Here is a 19,223-nt window from a genome sequence, read left to right as displayed (position 1 = left end):
GTTTCGACGATCTGCATTCCCTGGTGCCATGCCGTCCATTCGTCGCGACGTCCATACGCCTAAAGAGGATAGAGAACGCATTCAGGGGGTCGACCCATGATGAGCGCAAGTCACGATACACACCCCGCCGTAGTCAGGCCCGTCCTTCCTTATGCCCGTGATGCAGGACCTACCATGAGCCGACCCATCTATCGATCCATTTTCATATCGGATGTGCACCTTGGGACGCGTGGCTGTCAGGCCGAAAGGCTCTTGGATTTTTTTCGCAGTCACTCTTGCGAGGAGCTGTTTCTAGTCGGGGACATCATCGACCTGTGGCGTCTCAAGACGCGCTGGTACTGGCCGAGCAGCCATAACACCGTGATCCAAAAGATCCTGCGCATGGCCCGTAACGGCGTCAAGGTGCACTACATCCGCGGGAATCATGACCCGATCTTCGAGTTCTTGTCGGAACTAACCCTTGCCGATGGCGCGACAGTGGCCTTGGGCGACGTCGTGATCTGCGAGGACTATGTCCACCGTACCGCCGATGGCAGGTGTTTATGGGTCATTCATGGCGATCAATTTGATGCGGCGATGCGTTATGCCAGGTGGCTTACCCATCTCGGAGATCACGGCTATACGGCTCTGCTGTTTCTGAACCGCTACCTGCAAAAGCTGCTTCGTCTGTTCGGGGTGCGTCACGAATGGTCATTGAGTGGCTATGTGAAGTACCACGTCAAGAGGGCGGTGCAATTCATCAATGACTATGAGTCGCTGGTGGCGGAAGAGGCCTTGCGACGCCACTACGACGGGGTCGTATGCGGCCACATTCATCATGCCGAGCACAAGCTTATCAAGAACATCCAGTACTACAACGACGGAGACTGGGTCGAGAGCTGTACGGCGCTCGTCGAGCATCATGATGGTCGCATGGAGATCATCCGCTGGACGGCGGCGGCGTCCCGCGATGCCACCAGGGCCGCGTAAGTGCGCGACCGACGCGTCCGCGCGGGGATGATCCGTGCTGTCGGATCGCCGGCCTGACGGCGTGCCCGCCGGCGGGCGGGGGGTCGTGCCCGGGTCTTGAGGCCGGCCGCAGCGCGATCGCCACCATGGCGCATGGCCCCGCGCCGGGCGCTGGCGGATGGCCTCGCGAGACACGGGGCTGTGAGCGCTCACCTCCCTCGACGGTCCTGTCAGGGGGGCGGCGCCGGCGAGCGATCGTATGACGCAGGAGCCTTCAGGGGGGCCGTGTCGCTACGATGGCGTGAACCGTCAGGCGCCGGCCGGCACGCAGCACGCCGAGCGTGACGGGGGTGCCGGGCTTGGTATCCGCGATCGTGAGCAGGGCACGGTTGGCCGAGCGCAGCGGTCGGCCGTTGATTGCGTAGAGCACGTCTCCTGGGCGTATGCCGGCCTTGGCCGCCGGTCCATTCTTGTAGATCGCCGCTACCACCACCCCGTGCGTGGACCTCGGGAGCTTCAGGGCGCGCGCGAGCGCCGGCGTGAGCGTCTGGCCGGCAACGCCTATCCAGCCTTCGATCACATGGCCGTATTTGACGATTTGGCGAAACACATGGCGCGCTAGGTTGACGGGGATGGCAAAGCCGATCCCCTGGAAGCCCCCGCTATGGGTATAGATGGCGCTGTCGATGCCGATCAGATGCCCTTCGGTATTGATGAGTGCGCCCCCCGAGTTTCCGGGATTGATGGCGGCATCCGTCTGGATGAAGTTTTCGATCGGGTTCAGGCCGAGCGCATCCCGGCCGGTTGCGCTCACGATGCCCATGGTCACCGTCTGACCGATGCCAAAGGGGTCGCCGATGGCGAGCACGACCTCGCCCACGGCGATGTCGGAGGCATGGCCCAGGGTTATGGCCGTCAATCGCGGGAGATGGATCTTCAGGACCGCAAGGTCGGTGGCGGGGTCCACGCCCACGACCCGCGCCTTGGCGCTGCGCCCGTCTTTCAGGAATACGCGGATGGCATCCGCCCCGCGAATGACGTGGAAGTTGGTCAGGATGAAGCCGCTTTTGCTGACGATCACCCCTGACCCGAGGCTCGTTTCCACGCGCTTGCGGCTTGCCGGCGGCCGCCTCCCGATGAATGGCTCGAAGAACGGGAAGCCCGGGCCGCGTCGCGGACGCGTCACCACCACCTTGGCCGTGTTAATATTCACCACGGCATTCGCGGCCTTTTTGACCGCGTAGGCGTAGGACACCGGTCCGGGTGTCTGGGTCTTGCGCGGCGCGGCCTCCTGTATGACTACCGTAGGGCCGTGGGCGATGAGTTGCGGTCGCAGCAGCAGGATCACGAAAGCGAGCGCCAGGCCACCGATCACGATGCGCGCGAGAATCACAAGGCGGTGAGCAAGGGACATGGGGCCTCCCGGCCGGTTTTCGCCCTAGGCGGGCTTGTCGTTATAGAGTAAAATTACAAGATTCGCGGCCCAAAAGTTAAGCCTGTCTTCGGTGCAGGGGCGCAAACACCGCCTTTCGAGAGATCCGGAGGCTTCCTGGTAATGTCTATGGCTGTAGGTCCGACCCTGGTCGGGGCATGGAGATGAGCATGGCTATTCCCGCCGTCCGTAAACCCATCATGACGCTGTATTCCGGAATCACCTGCCCGTTCAGCCATAAGGTGCGTATCGTCCTTCTGGAAAAGGACGTAGAGTGCCAGATCATCCACGTCGATCTCAAGAAGAAACCGCGAGAACTCGCCGAATTGAACCCCTACAACCAGGTTCCGACGATGGTGGATCGCGACCTCGTACTCTACGAATCGCATATCATTATCGAGTACCTGGACGAACGCCTGCCGCACCCCCCGCTCATGCCGGTGGACCCGGTGACGCGTGGCCGGGCACGCCTGATGCTGTGGCGCTTCAATCGCGACTGGTACGATCTCTTTCCGGAGATGGAGGGGGAAGACAAGCGCCTGGCGCAGCGCGCGCGCACCATCATCCGCGACGGTCTCACGGTCATCTCGCCGATCTTCAAGGATCAGCCCTATCTCTTGGGCGAGGAGTTCACGCTCGCGGACTGCGCCCTGGCCCCGCTCCTGTGGCGGCTTCCCCATTACGACATCGAGCTGCCGCGCCAGGCCAAACCGATCCTGGACTATGCGGATCGCCTGTTCGCGCGCAAGCCATTTCGGTCGAGCCTGACGGACGCCGAACGGGATATGCGGCGCTGATGGCAGCATTGAGGACCCATCTCGTGGGGGCGGTGTACCAGTGGGCGGTCGAATCCGGTTTCAGTCCGTTTATCCTGGTCGATGCCGCGCGCCCGGGTGTGCAGGTCCCGCCGGGGCGGGTCGAGGACGGTCGCATTACGCTGAACGTCGATCCGCGCGCGGTGCGCAATTTCGCGATCCAAGACGAGATGTTGAGCTTTCAGGCGCGCTTCGGCGGCCAGCCGTTCCTGGTGAGCCTGCCCATTATGGCGGTGCTCGCGATCTATGCGCGCGAGAACGGCCGTGGGCTGTCGTTCGAGGGTGAGGATGAGCCCGAACCGCCGACGCCGGCCACGCCCCTCGCCGAGGGTGCGGCGCCACGCAAGGCGCCCGCCTTACGGCGTGTCAAATAATATCCTTTGTAGTATCCCTTAGGATCCCTCTCGAGGTCGCTTGTCGCGGCGATCTCCCCTTTCCCATGAGCGACGATCCCGGCCGCGGGGCCGGCGGCGGCACGATCACGCGCGCCCCGCCCCGGTCTGAGCGCGTGCCGTACCCCCGGATCTGCGCTTAATTATTCGTATATTCAACCGTTTATCGCCCAGAACGCGCAGCCCTCATCCGCCGGTCTGCGAGCCCTTGGCGAGCGTCCGAAAACGATAGGCGTTCCCTTATCTCTGCGACAGTATGCGCACGGTCATGCACGCCCCGCGTCTGGCCCGCATCCGGGCAGCCGGGGGTGGACTCTGCCTTGAGAGGAATCCCGCTTTATGCCATGCCCACGGTTCGGATCATCCCGTTCGATGACCCAGGCGGCCTTCTGGTCGATCCTGGCCGCGATATGGTTTGGGTCATGCGGGCTCAGCCCTCGGGCGTACGCCGCCCTGATCGGGGGGGCGTCGGTCGTGACCACCCCTATCACCGGCAGCACCATCCCCATGGGGCTTGCCTTGAACACCCCGGGTGCTGGTACCGGCCAGACGTACTATGTCGCCACGACCGGCTCGGACAGCAATAACGGGCTAAGCCCGCAGACACCGTTTCTGACGATCCAGCATGCCATCGAGACGGTGGGGCCGGGCGGCACGATCGAGATCATGGGCGGGACCTATCCAGGCGGCATCACCATCGACCACCCAGGCACGGCCAACGGCTGGATCACCATGGAGCCCTACCAGAACCAGCAGGTCACGATCGACGGCAGCAACACCATGAACGATGTGTTCTTTTACAACGCCACCGGGGCGCCCACCTACTGGGAGGTCAAGGGGCTGAATATCACCAATGCCCAGCAATACACCGTGCAGATCTCGGTCCCGGACGTCAAGCTCGTGGACAATGACATCTCCGGCGCCCATAACGACCTCGTAAAGCTCGTGCAGGCCGCCCACAACGTCGTGATCTGGGGCAACAAGATCCATAACAACAACGCCGCCCCCGGCAGCAACGCCCAGGGGGTCGACATGGTCGGCTCGCAAAACGTGCTGGTGGCCCACAACACCGTCTATAACGTCGCCTCGATCGGCATGTACTGCAAGGGCAACGCCGGCAACATCACCTTCGAGGACAACACCCTCAACAACATCTACAGCCGCGGCATCATGCTCGGCGAGTCCACAGGCGTCCAGTACCTGCTCCCCGGCCAGACCTACGAGTCCTACAACAGCATCGTCAAGAACAATGTCATCACCAACGACCAGAGCGCGTGCCTGGCTGAGTCGTCTTCCTACAATGCCGAGATCTATAACAACTCGTGCTATAACACGGCGATTGACCGTCACGCCGCCATCTATGTCTCCAATGAATCCGAGATAGGTCAGGGGGCCACCAACGTGTCTATCCGCAACAACCTGATCGCGGATTTCTCGACGCGGCCGATGGTCACGGTTGCCCCGGGCGCCATGACTGACGTCAGCACGCTGCATATCGACCACAATCTCTACTGGGACCCGGCCGGTGTCACCTTCGAGTGGGATAGCCGGGGGCTCTACGGTCTCGGACTTGTGTCGTGGCAGCAGGAGACCGGGTTCGATCTGTCCTCGCTCGCGGCCAATCCGCGTTTTTCCAGTACCGCGACCCTCACCCTGAAGGCCAACAGCCCCGCCATTGACGCCGGCACCCGGCTCGCCTCGGTGCGCCACGACTTCAATGGCACCAGGCGGCCGCGGACCGGCCATTACGATATCGGGGCCTATCAGAATCGCGAATAGGCGGTGCCGACCGTGACGCTTTGCGCGGCGCGCCGCCTTGTCTCATACTGCACCCTCGTCGTGTCCAGGGGTGCGTTATGCGTGAGTCTTATCGACTGTTTCTGGCGGCGGCCATCACCGCCATGGCATTGAGCGGGTGTGCCCGCGCGGCCCGTCCTGGGGTGCTTGTGGTCGGCAAGAGCTATACCGCGGCGGTGTCGATGGCGATGCTGCATTTCAAGGTGATGGCGCGCAAGGGGCATGGCTGGTATGTCATCCAGCTCCTTGGCCACAATCTGGAGCCCTTCACGGGGGCCAGGCCCGCCTTGATCAATGCCCGGCAGATGTCGGTGTTGCAGGCCGACGGTCATTGACCGGGGCGCGCGGCCACGTCGTCGGATGAGGGGCGGGCCGGGAACGGCCCGCCCATCGGTCGCCGGGGCGGCGTGGGCGGGGGTGTCGCGGTGCGCGGACCGCGACTTAGAGGCGCCAGCCGACGTTCGCGCCGTATGAGGTGGAGCCGCCCATGCGGTCGACCTCGAGATCCAGATTGAGGAGGCCCATATTGATGTCGGCGCCTACATACTCCTTGGTCTCATCGACGGTCACGGCCGATAAGGTACCGGTATGCGGGGTGCCGACGGTGCGTACCCGCCCGACCCCGATATAGGGGGTGATGAACACAAAGCCCTTGGAGAGACAGAGCTCGACCGAGCGGGTGTTCAGGCCCATCTCGCTCACCCCCGTCATTCTCGTATAGGTCCCGCGTACCGTAAGGGCCGGCGCGAGCAGTCCCCCGCCGATCAAGGCGTAGCTGACATCCCCTCCGATGACGCGGACATTGCTCCCCGGCACGCGACCGTAGGTGAGCCCGACATCGAAACCGAGGGGCAGACCCTTTTGCGCCTGAAGGCTTGGCACGAAGAGATTGTCGCTGCCCGATCCGGTGGCCGCGTGTAACGCGCCGCCCTGGCCTACACGTGTATCCATGGCGGTAAGCCCGATATCGAAGCCGGTGATCCCAAGGGGTGCGGCCGGCATCATGTCTTTATAACTGAGCGCCGCACCGAGGTCCCCGGTCAGATTCTGGAACTGGGCCTGACTCAAGGCCCCTACGTTGCCTATGTTGCCGGCATGAGCGGTCGCGCACGCGAGAGATGAGGCCAGCAATGGGGCAAGCCAGCGGCGACATGACATGGGACACCTCCTTCGATAACAGGTCATGAGATGAGCGGAAACAGCTTGTCAGGATTCAGGATAGCATCCGGATCGAATTGCGCCTTGATGGCACGCATGAGGGCGAGCGTCGGGGCGTCTATCGCGCGCGCCACATAATCACGCTTTTCCATGCCTACGCCATGTTCCCCCGACAGGGTGCCGTCGAGGCGCAACACGAGGTCGAATACCTCGCTAAGGCACGGGCGGGCCTGTCGCTCCTGTTGCGCATTCTGGGAATCATAGAGCATGTTGACGTGGATGTTGCCATTGCCAGCATGCCCGAAGTTCACGATCGGGATGCCGAAGCGGCGGCTCAAGGCCGCGAGCCCAGCGACCAATTCCGGTATCCGCGAGACCGGCACCACGACGTCCTCGTTCAGCTTATTCGGGGCCAGTGTGCGCAGCGCGGGGGACAGGGCCTTGCGCACGGCCCAGAGCGCCTGGGCCTCGCCGGCGCTTGTGGCCGCGGCGAGCTCGAGCAGTCCTGCGCCACGGGCCGCTGCAGACACCGCCGCCACGGCCTCATCCATGGCCGCCTCCGGCCCGTCGACCTCGATGAGCAGCAGGGCCCCAGTGTGTGCCGGCAGAGTTTTGTGGAAATCGGGCACCATGGCGATGGCCGCGCCGTCCAGGAACTCCAGGGCGCATGGCGTCACCGGCTGCGCCATGATTCGCGAGACCGCCGCCGCCGCGTGATGCATGTCATCGTAGATCGCACGTAGCGTGCGCCGCGCGGTGCTCTGTGGGGTCAGTTTCAAGGTTGCCTGGGTGATGATAGCGAGTGTTCCTTCGGAACCGATCAAAAGGCGTGTCAGGTCATAGCCCACGGCGCCCTTGGTAGTGTCGACCCCCGTGCGTATCGCCTCACCGCGGCCGGTTACGGCGCGCAAGCCCAAGGTGTTTTCGCGCACCGTTCCGTACTTGACCGCGCGCGGACCGGCGGAATTGACGGCGATATTGCCGCCGACGCTGCAATAGGCGGCGCTGGTGGGATCGGGGGCCCAAAAAAAACCATGTGCCGCTGCCGCCCGCTGCACCTCCTGATTGGTGACGCCGGGTTCCACGCGCATGAGGCGATTATCGGGATCGACTGTGATGATGCGTCGCATGCGCTCGAGCGAGAGCACGACACCGCCGCGCACCGGTACGGCGGCGCCGGCCGTGCCGGTACCGCGCCCGCGCGCTATGAGCGGTGTCTTGTGGGCGCGGCAGACGGCCACGATGTCGCGCACCTCGTCTTCGGTGAGCGCGAACACGACGGCGTCGGGGGAATGGTGCTTGCGGGAGTTGTCATAACCGTAGACGTGGCGGTCGCCGGGATCAGTGAGCACACGCTCCTTGCCCACCACGCCTACCAAGGCCCGTTGCAGGGGCTCAAGGACGGAGGTCATGACGGATCGCGCGCACCAGCGCCGTGGTTGAGCGCTCAAAGCGGAACGGAATGGACAGCACACGGCCGCCGTCCGCGGTAACGATGTCGGCGCCGACGATCGAGGCCACCGGCCAGTCGCCGCCCTTGACCAGGACATCGGGACGTATCGCCAGGATCAGCTCGCGTGGCGTATCCTCCTCGAAGGCCAGTACCAGCGACACGCTCTCCAGGGCCGCGAGCACCGCCATGCGGTCTTCCAGGTGATTGATCGGGCGTTCCGGGCCCTTGTTCAGCCGGCGTACCGATGCATCGCCATTCACCGCGACCACCAGCGAAGACCCGAGCGCGCGCGCCTCCTCGAGATACGCGGTATGGCCACGGTGCAGGAGATCGAAGCATCCGTTCGTGAACACCAGCGGTCGTGGCAGGGCGCGCGCGCGCTCTACGCCTTCCCGCCGGGATGCGCTTATTTTATCGGCGATCATGCGCTGTGTACTGAAAAAGTTCGATGACACTGCGGACATGGGGGATGACGCTGGCGGCGAGCGCCGCCTTGTCACCCATGGATCGGGACACGATACCGAGGAGATAGACTACACGGTGCGCGGTGACCACTGTGATGCGCGCGACGTCAAGGCCCTTGGCGACGAGTGCCGATTTCACGCGCAGGGTGATCCATGAATCGGCCAGCCGCGAAGCAAAAGAACTCGGTGGCGTAAGACGCAGCTGGTCTATAATCCGACGGATGCCGTGTATGCGCCGCACCAGACCCAGGATGCGCGCGCGGTCCTGGACGTTGTCGGCCTCGCCTGTGAGCAGGACCACGCCATTGACGCAGGTGACATCGACATGGGTGGCGCGGTGCAGGTTCTTGTGCGCCGCGATCAAGGCCTCCGCCCGAAACTTTATGAGTGTGTCGTCGACCACCGTGCCGGCCGAGCGGTGGCTGCTCGCGATGCCGGCCCCAGTGGCTGCTCCCCCGACTACAAGCGGGGTGCAGCCTGCCAGCGTGAGCGCCAGGGTGAGCGCCCCGAGCGTCGCCGTTACCCTGCGCGCCCTCCGCGGTCCCATCTCAGTCTTGTCCGAGGAGCTGATAGTCGATGAGGTCGCATAGACAATGGATGGCCATGAGGTGGATTTCCTGGATGCGCGCCGTCGACGGGCCCGCCACGCAGATATTGATATCCTCTTCGGTCAGGATGGAGGCGAGGTCTCCACCATCACGTCCATTCAATGCCACACAGATCATGTTGCGTTCATGGGCGGCCTGTACCGCCCGTATGACGTTCGCGGAATTGCCGGAGGTCGAGATGGCAAGCAGCACATCCCCCGCGTGCCCCAGGGCCCGCACCTGGCGTGCAAAGATCTCTTCGAAATGGTGGTCGTTGGCGATCGACGTCACGGTCGAGGCATCGGTCGTCAGGGCAATGGCCGGGAGGCCCGGCCGCTCGGCCTCGAAGCGGTTCAGGAGTTCGGAGGAAAAGTGTTGGGCATCGGCTGCCGACCCCCCGTTCCCGCAGGACAGGATTTTACGATCGCTCAAGAGTGCGTGGATCATGACCTGCGCCCCACGGGCGATCTGCGGGGCAAGCTCCGCCTGACAGCCTTGCTTGGTGCGGATGCCTTCATCGAAATGGTGCAGGACCCGCGATACCAGCGCGTCCTCGGTCTCTCTTTCGGACATGGTGATACTCTCCTGGAGCCAGAATATAGCGCGCCTTGGCGGCGCGGTCACGACCGACCGGTCGTGTCGATGGTCCGTTTGTGCTTGGAAAAAAGCCCGCGATAGGGCAGGAAGGTATCCAGGAGTCGCGGGATCCCCTTGCGGAACTCGGCCCATACGAGCGTGCGTCGGATGACGTCGTCGCGGCGCACGCTAAGGCCCCCGGTAAGCCCGTTGTAGCGCCCGCCGCCGCCCAGGCTCAAGCGATCCAGGCGCCCGACGAGGCCCTCGGCGTCGGCACCGAAGGCATAGAGGCGCGCAAACGGGGTGAAGTTATAGCGGCTGGCGTTGGGTAGCGTGCGGCGCAAGCGGGCTATGCGGCCATTGCCGACGAGCATCCACGGCATGTCGCCGAAGATGATCCCATCCAGGTCACGGTCATAGACCGGATCCGGCCGTCCGGTAAACACCGACGAGGTGGAGTAGACCGGTAGGGTGTCGGCGTGATCGTAGTCGAGCAGCGGCTTTATGAGGCGCGCGTCCGGGGCATCGGCCACGAGGAACACGAAGCCCACGTCTTGCCGCCGGCGGGCGGTGAACGCAAGCGGCATGCCAAGGATACGCTGCAGGCGGCGATCGCGGGCGCGGCTTTGGGTGATGTCGAGGAGGTCCTCCACTGGCCGTACATAGCCCGTCGATCCGGGGGTATAGGAGGTCTGTGCCACCACGAGGCCGCCCAGGTGGCGCCAGCGCCGGGCGAACGCGCGGCGCATGCGATGCCCGAACGGCGAGTTCGGGTACAGGATCGCGGCGCGGGTATGGCCATCCAGATAGGCGCGGTCGGCGGCCTGCCGGGCCTCCAGGGTACGTGCCAGGCTGAACTGGTAGACGGGGACGTGCCGGGGGTTGTGCCGCGGGCCGTTTTTGGCAAGGCCGAGCAGCAAGGTCGGGACCGTGAAGTGGGCGTGGGCGGCGACGTCGGCGACCGCGCCCGCGCCAAGTGGCCCCACGATGAACTGCGCGCCGCGTTTTACGGCCTGTTGATAGTAGTGCGCGGCCGCCGCCGGGTTGCTGCCGATGTCATAGATGTAAATGGTCGGGTGGCCGGCCAGTGGATGGGTCTTGGCCATGGCCACGAAGCCGCGTTCAACGGCCTTGGCGGCTTTGGCAAATGGTGAGGACAACGGCAATAGCAGGGCCACGGCCCGTGGTGCCGGACGCGGGTGGCCTTTGGCCCCGAGGATCGTCGCCAGGAACGTCGATGTCGGTATGAATTTCGGGTAGCGATGCTGCCATTTGGTGATCGCCGCGCGTAGGCGTTGCGAGCGTGGCGGATAACGGCGCGCGATCAGCGCGAGCCGGGCCCAGGCGCCCACTGCGCTCGTGGGGGCCTCATCGTACAAGCGCCGCAAGCGCGCGCGGGGCAGGGCGGCGAGATCGTGCCATAGCGCGGTCTCGTTATTGGTGAGCCGCCGGCGCGAGACCAACAGGCGCTCGCGCGCAATCATATGGCGCGCGGCGCGCACCGGGTGTCCAAGGCTCAAGGAGGCCTGGGCCTCGATGCGGCCGATCTCGGCTTGTAATTGCGGTGGGAGATTCGGGTAGCGTTGCGCCTTGCGCGCCTCCTCGTAGGCCCTGGCAGGGTGGCCCATCGCCGCGTCGATCTCACCCATCAGCGCGTATTTGCGGGCGGCAAGCCGTTGTGTCAGCGGCGGTTTCGCAAGGTGCAGTTCCTGGTCGGCGGCGCGTAGGGCGCCGGCGCGCACCAGGGCCTCGGCGGCCTTCAGGGCGTAACGGGCGCGGGTCGTGCCCGTAGAGTGGCGGGCCAGATGTTGGTAGGCTTGGGAGCCTTCGATGTAATGGCCGTGCCGAACCGCGCGCGCGGCGCTGGCGGCGGTCATGGTCTGAGTGCTGGGGCGCAGTGTCGGTACGCAGCCGGCAAGACCGAGGCTTATGAGGCTTATGGTAAGAAGTGTACTGAGGAGGCGCGGCACGCGCGGCGACGAGGAACGATTCATGGGTCAAGTATCCGAAACGGCGCGTGAAATGTCTATCTCCGGGCGACGGCGCGCATGACCCCGGGGCTGTATGTCGTCGCCACCCCCTTGGGCAATCTCCAAGATCTGTCGCCGCGCGCGCGTGAGGTCCTGCAATCGGTGGCCGTGATCGCGGCCGAGGATACGCGTCACTCGCAGATCCTGTGCCGACAGTGGGATATCCGCACCGCGCTTGTCTCCGTGCACGACCATAATGAGCGCGATCGCCTGGAGGGCCTTTTGGCGCGGCTCGGCGCCGGAGAGGCCATCGCCCTCATAAGTGATGCCGGCACGCCCCTGATCAGTGATCCGGGCTACCTTTTGGTGCGAGGCGCGCGCGCAGCCGGCGTGCCGGTGTACGCGGTGGCCGGGCCGAGTGCCGTGGTCGCGGCCCTTTCGGTGGCCGGTATCCCGTGTGATCGTTTCGTGTTCGAGGGGTTCCCGCCGGCCCAGGCGGCGGCACGCCGGGCCTATTTCGAGGCCCTGGCATCGGAGCCGCGTACGCTTGTCTTTTACGAATCGCCGCATCGTCTGGCGGCAAGCCTTGGTGATCTGAGCGCGACCTTTGGGGAGCAGCGCGAGGCGGCCCTGGTACGCGAACTCACCAAGCGTTTCGAAGAAGGGCGGCTGAGTACACTGGGCGAGCTGGCGGCGCATGCGCGTGCACACACACCGCGCGGTGAATCGGTCTTGGTCGTGCGCGGCGCGCCGCCGGCCTCCGGGATCGGTGAGGGTGAGCGGGTGCTGGCCCTTCTGATCGACGCGCTCCCATTGCGCCAGGCGGTGGATCTGACCGTTGCTATTACCGGGGCTTCAAGAAAGGCCATCTACGCACGCGCCCTCGAATTGAAGTCGTCGTGAGGCGCGGCGCGGGCCTATCCGATGTCGCCCGCCACCGGCCGGCTCCGGTTACAGGCCGCCACAAACAACCACTGTCCTAACAGGAACGGTCTGCGCTGGCGGGCGGTTGCGTGCGGCCCGATGCCGGGCCTGGTGTCGGCGGCGCGCGGAACTTTTCGGCATTTGTCTGATCCTCGCTATAGGGGACTGGCACCAGTCATTCTCAACGTGACACCGATCATGACTATCCGATAGTGTGCCCGTGTGCGGGTAGCGGTACCCAGCAGGGGACACAGATATATTCGCGTGTGGAATTCCTGCGCCGCCATCGGGCGTCCCGGGCTTCGTGGCGTCACATTGAGAATGACTGAGACTGGCACCGCGCGTCGTCGGCGCGTTCGGGATGGAGCCGGTCGAGGGGGCGGTAAAAACACAGTCAGCGTTATTTGTATACAACGGGGCCTTGGGCGCGGATAGCGAGCGCGCTGCGATCGCTGCGCGCCAATCTGAAGGGCCGATCATTGGCGGCGGTGCGCACGCGCGGTGCCACCCACCCGCACATCACGGGGTGCCACAAGCCAACATATTAGTATTTAATTGATAAATGTCACCTAGTTCCTTGAGCCTCTGGGACGCGTATGCCAGGATTCGATATGACGAGTCAACGAGCCACGGGAAGGGGACAGGCCACCGTAAGGGGCCCACAAGCTTTCAGGCGCAGAAGGGGGTTTTCGTAATATGAAAGTCACATACAGGGGCTTAGCACTGGGACTGGGACTGGCGGTCATGACCGCCGCCTATGCCGCGAACCCGGCGGCGACGCCCAAGCCGGCGAAGGCCGCCAAGGCCGCGACCCACAAGCCCAAGACCGCCAAGCCCAAGGCCGCTTTGGTCAAGGCACGGCTTTTGACCGGGCGCACGCCGCCGCTCGTGGCCGCGCACCCGAAGATGCCGGCGCTCGTGGCCAGCACCTGTTCGGCCTGTCATGGGATGACCGGTATCTCGCCTTTGGGTGAGTTCCCGAACCTCGCCGGTCAGGGCGAGCCCTATCTCGTGAAGCAGATCGAGGACTTCCGCAACCACACACGCGCCGACCCCCTGGCCAAGTCCATCATGTGGGGCATGGCGGCGATGATCCCGCGTCACGAGATCCGCGCGATCGCGCTCTATTTCGCAAGCCAGAAGGGCGCCCCGGGGCAGCCTGCGAACCCGAAGCTCGTGGCCGCCGGGCGCAAGCTCTTCATGGGCGGTGAGATCGCCACCCATCTGCCGGCGTGCATGGCCTGTCATGGCGCCACCGGCCGCGGGCTCCTGCCGTGGTTCCCGCGTCTCGCCGGCCAGCATCAGGCCTATATCATCGCCCAGCTCCAGGCGTTCAAGGCCAAGACCCGCACCAATGACCCGCACGCCATCATGCGCACCGTCGCCGGCAAGCTGTCGACTGCGCAGATGACCGCGCTGGCCGCCTACGTCCATACCCTGTAGTGAAGGAGTCCCTGATGGCCCATCCCATGCCCCCGGCCGATGGCCTGACAGGCCGCGCGGTGCTCGTGACCGGCGCCGGCCAGGGCCTCGGCTACGCCGCGGCGCTCGCCTATGCCCGTCACGGCGCCGAGGTCATCCTGCTCGATCGGCAGGTGGCAGCGCTCGAGGCGGTCTATGACGCGATCGTCGCCACAGGTGCCCCGACCCCCATCGCCCACCCGCTCGATCTGGCGGTCGCCACCCCCGCCGACTATGCCGCGCTCGCGGCCGCGCTCACCGATCAGGTCGGACACCTGGAGGGCCTTTTGCACAACGCCGCGGTCCTGGAGATGCTGACCCCGTTGGCCTTCCATCCGTACGACACCTGGACCCACACCCTGCAGGTCAATCTCACCGCCCCGTTCCTGTTGACCCAGGCGTGCCTGCCACTTTTGACCGCGGCCGCCGATGCCGCGGTGCTCTTTACGAGCGATGCCTGCGCCCCCTACCCCAAGGGCTATTGGGGGGCCTACGGCGTGGCCAAGGCCGGGGCCGACAACCTCGCGCTCATGTGGGCCGCGGAGTTGAGCAACACCCCGGTACGGGTTCATGTCCTCGACCCCGGCCCGGCGCGCACCGAGATGCGGTTGCGCACCCACCCCGGGGCCCCGATCGCCTCGTGGCCGACCCCCGAGGCCCTGATGCCCGCCTATGTCGCGCTCATGGCCGCCACCGGCCACCCCTATCGCGGCCAGCGCGTCCAGGCCTGGGAGTGGATGGAGGGGGCGGGCGTGCCTAGCGCGGCCACCGGGTAGGAGACAGCGCAAGGCAATCGCTGACGAGCCGACCTTGGACCCTGGGTCAGGCAAATGATGATAGTGAAAGTTGAGGTGATGGTATGGCGAAAACGAATGGGGATCCGCAAGACAGACAGAAGAATCCCAATCTAGGGAGGCGTCGCTTCTTGATCGCGGCGACCTCCGTGGCGGGTGCCGGTGTAGTGGTACCGGTGGCGGTGGCCCTGGTGGAAAGCCTCGAGCCGACCGCGGCCGAGAACGCGGCCGCGTCGACGACCGTCAATCTGGCCCCGATCGAACCCGGCATGCAGCTGACGGTCCCGTGGCAGAAAAAGCCCGTGATCATCGTCAACCGCACGCCGGAGATGCTGGCGACTTTGGTTGAGGCCGAGAAGAAGGGCATCTTGAAGGACCCGGATTGCAAGGTCCCCCAGCAGCCCCCTTACTGCACGAACATGTACCGGGCGCGCAAGCCCGAGTGGTTGGTGATGATCCGTATCTGCAATCACCTGTGCTGCATCCCCCATTACCGCCCCAAGAAGGCGTCGGTGACGGCGTGGTGGCTCGGGGGCTTCCACTGCCCCTGCCATGGGTCGATGTACGACCTGTCCGGGCGGGTCATCAAGGGTTCCCCGGCCCCGCACAACATGGCCGTCCCCGAGTACCACTACGCGCCGGACGGCAAGTCGGTGACCATCACCAAGATGTATCCGAAGGCGCATTTATGTTAGGCGTGCCGACTGCGATTTTTAGGAGGGGTGAACGGATATGAGTAGCAGACTGGCGGACTGGTTCAACGCGCGCTTCCCGGCACGCGACATGATGCGCGAGCACATGACGGAGTATTACGCCCCCAAGAACTTCAACATCCTGTATTACACGGGCTCGCTTTTGCTGCTCATGATCGTCTTGCAGCTCATATCGGGCTTCTTCCTCATGGCCCATTATGTCCCCACGAGCGCGGACGCCTTCAACTCCGTGCAGGGCATCATGTATGACACGAAGTGGGGCTGGCTCATTCGCTACATGCATGTCGATGGGGTGTCTCTGATCTTCATCCTGCTCTACCTGCACATGGGCCGCGGTCTCTTGTACGGCTCCTACCGCAGGCCCCGTGAGCTCCTGTGGATCATCGGGTACATCCTCTACATCCTCATGATGGGCGAGGCGTTCTTCGGCTACGTCCTGCCGTTTGGCAACCTGTCGTACTGGGCCGGACAGGTGATCACCTCCATCATCCATGCGGTGCCGGTCATAGGCCCGGGGCTCACCACGCTCGCGCGCGGCGGCCCGGGGGTGGGGACTGCGACCCTCGAGCGCTTCCTGGCGCTGCATGCGGTGCTGTGGTTTCTCATCATCGCGGCGTTCATCGTGCTGCACATCCTGGCGCTCCATCAGGTGGGCTCGAACAACCCCGATGGCATCGAGATCAAAGACCGCAAGGGCCCAGACGGCGTGCCCGTGGACGGCATCCCCTTCCATCCGTACTACACGGTGAAGGACATCTTCGGGGTGGCGGTGTTTCTCACGATCTTCGCGGCCATCATCTTCTACGCCCCGACCATGCACGGCGTGTTCCTGGAGCGCACCACGTTCTTTCGTGCCAACCCCATGGTGAGCCTGCCGGATGTGACCCCGCCTTGGTATCTCGCGCCCTATTACGCCATGCTGCGCGCGGTGCCAAACAAGTACGAGGGCATCACGCTCATGGTCGTGGCCATCGTCCTGCCGTTCTTCCTGCCGTGGCTCGATCGCTGCAAGGTGCGCTCGAGCCGCTATCGGCCGGTCTATCGGATCATGATCCTCATCATGGCCGTGACCTTCTTCACGCTCGCCTGGGTGGGCGAACAGCCGCCGCTCCCCAAGTACTTCCTGATCGAACGCCTGGGGGCGATTATCTACGTCGGCTTTTATGTCCTGCTGCCGATCATCAGCCGTTTTGAACCGACCCGGCCGGTGCCGGAAAGGGTGCGCTCATGAAAACCCCCCTACGCCTGGCCGTCTTAGGCCCGCTCCTGGCCCTGACCACGGCGGCGTATGCCGCGGTCGCCCCGGTGGCCCCGCCGGCCCCGCCCGCGCTGCCGTTCACCAAGGCCACGGTCATCGCCGGTGCGCAGTTCTTTGCCGATCATTGCAGCGCCTGCCATGCGGTGAGCAACCTGCGTTATAACCGCCTGGCCACGGACCTGGGCATGACCAAGGCCGAGATCCAAAAGACCATCATGTTCCCGGGTGGGGCCAACTACCTGAAGGGCATGAAGCCGGCCATGACCCAGGCCCAGGCCAAGAAGTGGCTGGGGCTGCCGCCGCCGAACTTGAGCCACATGGCCCGTGCCCTCGGCCCGCGCTTCCTCTACACCTATCTCACGTCCTTCTACTGGGATCCGAAGCGCCCCTCGGGCTGGAACAACCATGTGTTCCCGAACGTCGCCATGCCCAACATCCTGGCGCCGTGGGGCGGCATCTACACAAAGACCGGCAAGCTCCTGGTCCCGGGGCGCGAGTCGCCGGCCGTCTATCACCGCCAGGTGGCCGAGGTCGTGGCGTTCCTGCGCTACGCCTCCGATCCCTCGGTGTTCGAGCGCCGTGCCCTCGGCCGCTACGTGATCGGGGTGTTCGTCATCCTCTCGATCCTCGCCTACCTCCTGAAGAAGGATTATTGGCGGGATATTCATGAGAAGGATCACGATGAAAGCGCCCCCAAGAGTAGTGACGTCGCCAAGGGCAAGTCACCGAAACCAGTAACGAAGAGCTAAGTACCACCAGGCGTGGCGGCCACGGCCGCCACGCCTGGGCTGTTGCCGGCATCCGGCCAGCGATTGTCCACAGATTTCTCGTGACCGCCCCATCAGGGCACCCTTTCGATCGAAGTTTCCATTGTTACGGGCGCACAGGCGCGCCGTGCCGTAGGGCCTTGCGCGCTGCCGGAAGGCCGTCAACAAGCAAGTGTTGCGTAACCGGCAATCCCTCCTGTAGACTCCACGACGAGAACAGGAGATGGCATTCCTCCTCATAACCGCCCTACCGGCTGATGATGCCTACATAGTCCTGGAACACAGGAAGATGTGGGACCGCGTCGGCCTTATCGCAAAGACCAAGCGCCCCCTGTGTCCGGATTTTATAAACCGTCGAAGGGGAGTTCGTACATGGTCCGGCAGGCAAGGGAAGCGCCGCGCGCTCCATGATGCCCCAACGGCGTTGCATCCGCTGAGGGCATCATGATCCGGCAGACACTCATAGATCACCTGAAATCACGCTGGAGAACAAAGCCTATCCCTTTGAGGATTCGGCTATGGAACGGCATTGTCGTCGATCTCGGCGCTACCCCCACCGTTACCGTCCATGTGACATCCATGGCCGGTCTTCGCTGCCTCCTCGATTCCACGCTCGATAATCTCGGGAAGGGTTATGTGGAAGGCCGCATTGATATAGAAGGGCGCATGATGGATATCGTGGCGATTGCCGCCGAACTGGCCGCGCATCCCGATAATGCCCGGCACCCGTTCCGCCGCAAGCCGCGGCTTGCCTGGCATGACAAAAAAATGGACGCCCAGGCCATCGCCTACCATTACGATCTCTCGAACGAATTCTATAGTCTTTGGTTGGACCGAGACATGGTCTACTCGTGCGGCTATTTTCATGAGCCGACGGACAGTCTGGATGTGGCCCAGACCCGGAAGATCGACCATATCCTGCGCAAGCTCAGGATCCGACGCGGGGACCGGCTGCTGGACATCGGTTGCGGTTGGGGGGCATTAGCGCGGCGCGCGGCCGGGGTGTATGGGGCTCGGGTTCTCGGCATCACGTTGTCCCAAAGACAGTATGAGTACGCTTGTGAGCGGATCGCGCGCGAGGGCCTGAAGGACCGTTGCGAGGTGGTTCTCGAAGACTACCGGGATGTAACGGGGCGGTTCGATCGCATAACGAGCGTGGGCATGTTCGAGCATGTCGGGCTAAAGAACATGCGTGACTACTTCTCCCGTATGCGCATTTTGCTTGACACCGATGGCGTCGCCATGAACCACGGCATTACATCGACCGACCCGGATTCCCGCGAGACGCCGTTTGGCGGCGGCCGGTTTATCGAAAATTATGTCTTTCCGCATGGCGAATTGGCCCATATCGGGCTCGTTCTCACGAATATGAGCCGCGCCGGCCTGGAGATCGTCGACGTGGAGAATCTACGTCGGCATTACGCGCTCACCTTGCATCACTGGGTCGAACGTTTCGAGGCTGCGGCGCAGGAGTGCCGGATACTCGCCGGTGAAAAGCGCTGGCGGATCTGGCGCGCCTATCTGGCCGGTTGTGCCCACGGCTTCGCGCATAACTGGCTTTCCATTTACCAGGTGCTGGTCGTCAGGGACCGTGCCGGGATTGCAAGCCCGCTCCCGTTGACGCGTGATTACATGTATGGCGAGTCGACGGGGTGAGCCGCAGCGCGTGCCGCCGGGGGCGGCCGTTTGCGCCGCGCGATCGGTACGCACGGCC

At 64.2% G+C, this 19,223-nt stretch carries 19 protein-coding genes and 1 riboswitch; of the genes, 12 read left to right on the top strand and 7 right to left on the bottom strand.

Annotation, left to right across the window (positions count from 1 at the left end):
- The first annotated feature begins 174 nt into the window (after window positions 1–174).
- On the top strand, window positions 175–969 hold the full coding sequence (locus C4900_RS12975; RefSeq protein ID WP_065969119.1) for a UDP-2,3-diacylglucosamine diphosphatase: 795 nt from the start codon (window positions 175–177) through the stop codon (window positions 967–969).
- Between the two features lie 253 nt (window positions 970–1,222).
- Here the strand turns inward: C4900_RS12975 and C4900_RS12970 are convergent, their stop codons facing one another.
- Window positions 1,223–2,362, bottom strand: a complete 1,140-nt coding sequence (locus C4900_RS12970; protein ID WP_114283213.1) for a trypsin-like peptidase domain-containing protein — start codon at window positions 2,360–2,362, stop codon at window positions 1,223–1,225.
- A 188-nt stretch (window positions 2,363–2,550) separates the two neighbouring features.
- Here C4900_RS12970 and C4900_RS12965 point away from each other — a divergent pair, with 188 nt between their 5' ends.
- The 4 genes from C4900_RS12965 (at window position 2,551) to C4900_RS12950 (ending at window position 5,719) form a co-directional block, all read left to right on the top strand.
- The gene (locus C4900_RS12965) at window positions 2,551–3,177 is read left to right on the top strand and encodes a glutathione S-transferase N-terminal domain-containing protein (RefSeq protein WP_065969142.1); all 627 of its coding nucleotides are present in this window, start codon (window positions 2,551–2,553) and stop codon (window positions 3,175–3,177) included.
- Window positions 3,177–3,569 (top strand): stringent starvation protein B, encoded by a 393-nt coding sequence (locus C4900_RS12960; RefSeq protein ID WP_065969117.1) that lies wholly within the window; start codon window positions 3,177–3,179, stop codon window positions 3,567–3,569. The genes C4900_RS12965 and C4900_RS12960 overlap by 1 nt, the downstream gene beginning before the upstream one ends.
- Before the next feature lie 492 nt (window positions 3,570–4,061).
- Window positions 4,062–5,366, top strand: coding sequence for a right-handed parallel beta-helix repeat-containing protein (locus C4900_RS12955; protein WP_170132539.1), 1,305 nt, complete (start codon window positions 4,062–4,064; stop codon window positions 5,364–5,366).
- A 77-nt stretch (window positions 5,367–5,443) separates the two neighbouring features.
- On the top strand, window positions 5,444–5,719 hold the full coding sequence (locus C4900_RS12950) for a hypothetical protein (protein WP_065968795.1): 276 nt from the start codon (window positions 5,444–5,446) through the stop codon (window positions 5,717–5,719).
- Window positions 5,720–5,825: 106 nt separating this feature from the next.
- Here C4900_RS12950 and C4900_RS12945 read toward each other — a convergent pair whose 3' ends face one another.
- Genes C4900_RS12945 through C4900_RS12920 form a run of 6 tightly spaced genes read right to left on the bottom strand, consistent with a single transcriptional unit; the run spans window position 5,826 to window position 11,616 of the window.
- Complete coding sequence (locus C4900_RS12945) at window positions 5,826–6,542, bottom strand: hypothetical protein (protein ID WP_065968794.1); 717 nt, start codon at window positions 6,540–6,542, stop codon at window positions 5,826–5,828.
- Window positions 6,543–6,565: 23 nt separating this feature from the next.
- On the bottom strand, window positions 6,566–7,954 hold the full coding sequence (locus C4900_RS12940; protein WP_065968793.1) for an FAD-binding oxidoreductase: 1,389 nt from the start codon (window positions 7,952–7,954) through the stop codon (window positions 6,566–6,568).
- On the bottom strand, window positions 7,938–8,420 hold the full coding sequence (gene rfaE2, locus C4900_RS12935; RefSeq protein ID WP_065968792.1) for a D-glycero-beta-D-manno-heptose 1-phosphate adenylyltransferase: 483 nt from the start codon (window positions 8,418–8,420) through the stop codon (window positions 7,938–7,940). The genes C4900_RS12940 and rfaE2 overlap by 17 nt, the downstream gene beginning before the upstream one ends.
- Window positions 8,407–9,006 (bottom strand): BON domain-containing protein, encoded by a 600-nt coding sequence (locus tag C4900_RS12930; protein WP_065968791.1) that lies wholly within the window; start codon window positions 9,004–9,006, stop codon window positions 8,407–8,409. The genes rfaE2 and C4900_RS12930 overlap by 14 nt, the downstream gene beginning before the upstream one ends.
- 1 nt (window position 9,007) lies before the next feature.
- On the bottom strand, window positions 9,008–9,619 hold the full coding sequence (locus C4900_RS12925) for a phosphoheptose isomerase (RefSeq protein ID WP_083995598.1): 612 nt from the start codon (window positions 9,617–9,619) through the stop codon (window positions 9,008–9,010).
- A gap of 47 nt (window positions 9,620–9,666) precedes the next feature.
- Window positions 9,667–11,616, bottom strand: a complete 1,950-nt coding sequence (locus C4900_RS12920) for a penicillin-binding protein activator (RefSeq protein WP_114283211.1) — start codon at window positions 11,614–11,616, stop codon at window positions 9,667–9,669.
- 54 nt (window positions 11,617–11,670) lie between these two features.
- Here C4900_RS12920 and rsmI point away from each other — a divergent pair, with 54 nt between their 5' ends.
- The 7 genes from rsmI to C4900_RS12885 all read left to right on the top strand — a co-directional run bounded on the left by rsmI (window position 11,671) and on the right by C4900_RS12885 (window position 19,165).
- On the top strand, window positions 11,671–12,495 hold the full coding sequence (rsmI, locus tag C4900_RS12915) for a 16S rRNA (cytidine(1402)-2'-O)-methyltransferase (RefSeq protein ID WP_065968789.1): 825 nt from the start codon (window positions 11,671–11,673) through the stop codon (window positions 12,493–12,495).
- A 717-nt stretch (window positions 12,496–13,212) separates the two neighbouring features.
- The gene (locus tag C4900_RS12910; RefSeq protein ID WP_211306951.1) at window positions 13,213–13,959 is read left to right on the top strand and encodes a c-type cytochrome; all 747 of its coding nucleotides are present in this window, start codon (window positions 13,213–13,215) and stop codon (window positions 13,957–13,959) included.
- Window positions 13,960–13,973: 14 nt separating this feature from the next.
- Window positions 13,974–14,753, top strand: coding sequence for an SDR family NAD(P)-dependent oxidoreductase (locus tag C4900_RS12905; RefSeq protein WP_114283539.1), 780 nt, complete (start codon window positions 13,974–13,976; stop codon window positions 14,751–14,753).
- An 83-nt stretch (window positions 14,754–14,836) separates the two neighbouring features.
- Window positions 14,837–15,466: a ubiquinol-cytochrome c reductase iron-sulfur subunit gene (gene petA / locus C4900_RS12900; RefSeq protein ID WP_065969526.1), complete on the top strand. Its 630-nt coding sequence runs from the start codon at window positions 14,837–14,839 to the stop codon at window positions 15,464–15,466.
- A gap of 37 nt (window positions 15,467–15,503) precedes the next feature.
- The gene (locus tag C4900_RS12895) at window positions 15,504–16,715 is read left to right on the top strand and encodes a cytochrome b (RefSeq protein WP_065969658.1); all 1,212 of its coding nucleotides are present in this window, start codon (window positions 15,504–15,506) and stop codon (window positions 16,713–16,715) included.
- Complete coding sequence (locus C4900_RS12890) at window positions 16,712–17,491, top strand: cytochrome c1 (protein ID WP_114283210.1); 780 nt, start codon at window positions 16,712–16,714, stop codon at window positions 17,489–17,491. Before C4900_RS12895 ends, C4900_RS12890 begins: the two co-directional genes overlap by 4 nt.
- Window positions 17,492–17,719: 228 nt before the next feature.
- Window positions 17,720–17,783, top strand: a riboswitch (Fluoride riboswitch).
- A gap of 170 nt (window positions 17,784–17,953) precedes the next feature.
- Complete coding sequence (locus C4900_RS12885; RefSeq protein WP_114283209.1) at window positions 17,954–19,165, top strand: SAM-dependent methyltransferase; 1,212 nt, start codon at window positions 17,954–17,956, stop codon at window positions 19,163–19,165.
- Window positions 19,166–19,223: the final 58 nt, after the last annotated feature.

It is taken from the genome of Acidiferrobacter thiooxydans, from assembly GCF_003333315.1.
Classification (GTDB): domain Bacteria; phylum Pseudomonadota; class Gammaproteobacteria; order Acidiferrobacterales; family Acidiferrobacteraceae; genus Acidiferrobacter; species Acidiferrobacter thiooxydans.
The sequence above is the reverse complement of the archived record's forward strand: the minus strand, read 5'-3'. Positions and strand labels throughout refer to the sequence as shown.

Coding starts and splice junctions, on each gene's coding strand:
- C4900_RS12960 (WP_065969117.1), top strand. CDS start 3,177: ATGGCAGCATTGAGGACCCATCTCGTGGGGGCGGTGTACCAGTGGGCG.
- C4900_RS12920 (WP_114283211.1), bottom strand. CDS start 11,616: ATGAATCGTTCCTCGTCGCCGCGCGTGCCGCGCCTCCTCAGTACACTT.
- C4900_RS12930 (WP_065968791.1), bottom strand. CDS start 9,006: ATGGGACCGCGGAGGGCGCGCAGGGTAACGGCGACGCTCGGGGCGCTC.
- C4900_RS12890 (WP_114283210.1), top strand. CDS start 16,712: ATGAAAACCCCCCTACGCCTGGCCGTCTTAGGCCCGCTCCTGGCCCTG.
- rsmI (WP_065968789.1), top strand. CDS start 11,671: ATGACCCCGGGGCTGTATGTCGTCGCCACCCCCTTGGGCAATCTCCAA.
- C4900_RS12940 (WP_065968793.1), bottom strand. CDS start 7,954: ATGACCTCCGTCCTTGAGCCCCTGCAACGGGCCTTGGTAGGCGTGGTG.
- C4900_RS12970 (WP_114283213.1), bottom strand. CDS start 2,362: ATGTCCCTTGCTCACCGCCTTGTGATTCTCGCGCGCATCGTGATCGGT.
- rfaE2 (WP_065968792.1), bottom strand. CDS start 8,420: ATGATCGCCGATAAAATAAGCGCATCCCGGCGGGAAGGCGTAGAGCGC.
- C4900_RS12965 (WP_065969142.1), top strand. CDS start 2,551: ATGGCTATTCCCGCCGTCCGTAAACCCATCATGACGCTGTATTCCGGA.
- C4900_RS12910 (WP_211306951.1), top strand. CDS start 13,213: ATGAAAGTCACATACAGGGGCTTAGCACTGGGACTGGGACTGGCGGTC.
- C4900_RS12950 (WP_065968795.1), top strand. CDS start 5,444: ATGCGTGAGTCTTATCGACTGTTTCTGGCGGCGGCCATCACCGCCATG.
- C4900_RS12885 (WP_114283209.1), top strand. CDS start 17,954: ATGATCCGGCAGACACTCATAGATCACCTGAAATCACGCTGGAGAACA.
- C4900_RS12895 (WP_065969658.1), top strand. CDS start 15,504: ATGAGTAGCAGACTGGCGGACTGGTTCAACGCGCGCTTCCCGGCACGC.
- petA (WP_065969526.1), top strand. CDS start 14,837: ATGGCGAAAACGAATGGGGATCCGCAAGACAGACAGAAGAATCCCAAT.
- C4900_RS12905 (WP_114283539.1), top strand. CDS start 13,974: ATGGCCCATCCCATGCCCCCGGCCGATGGCCTGACAGGCCGCGCGGTG.
- C4900_RS12925 (WP_083995598.1), bottom strand. CDS start 9,619: ATGTCCGAAAGAGAGACCGAGGACGCGCTGGTATCGCGGGTCCTGCAC.
- C4900_RS12975 (WP_065969119.1), top strand. CDS start 175: ATGAGCCGACCCATCTATCGATCCATTTTCATATCGGATGTGCACCTT.
- C4900_RS12945 (WP_065968794.1), bottom strand. CDS start 6,542: ATGTCATGTCGCCGCTGGCTTGCCCCATTGCTGGCCTCATCTCTCGCG.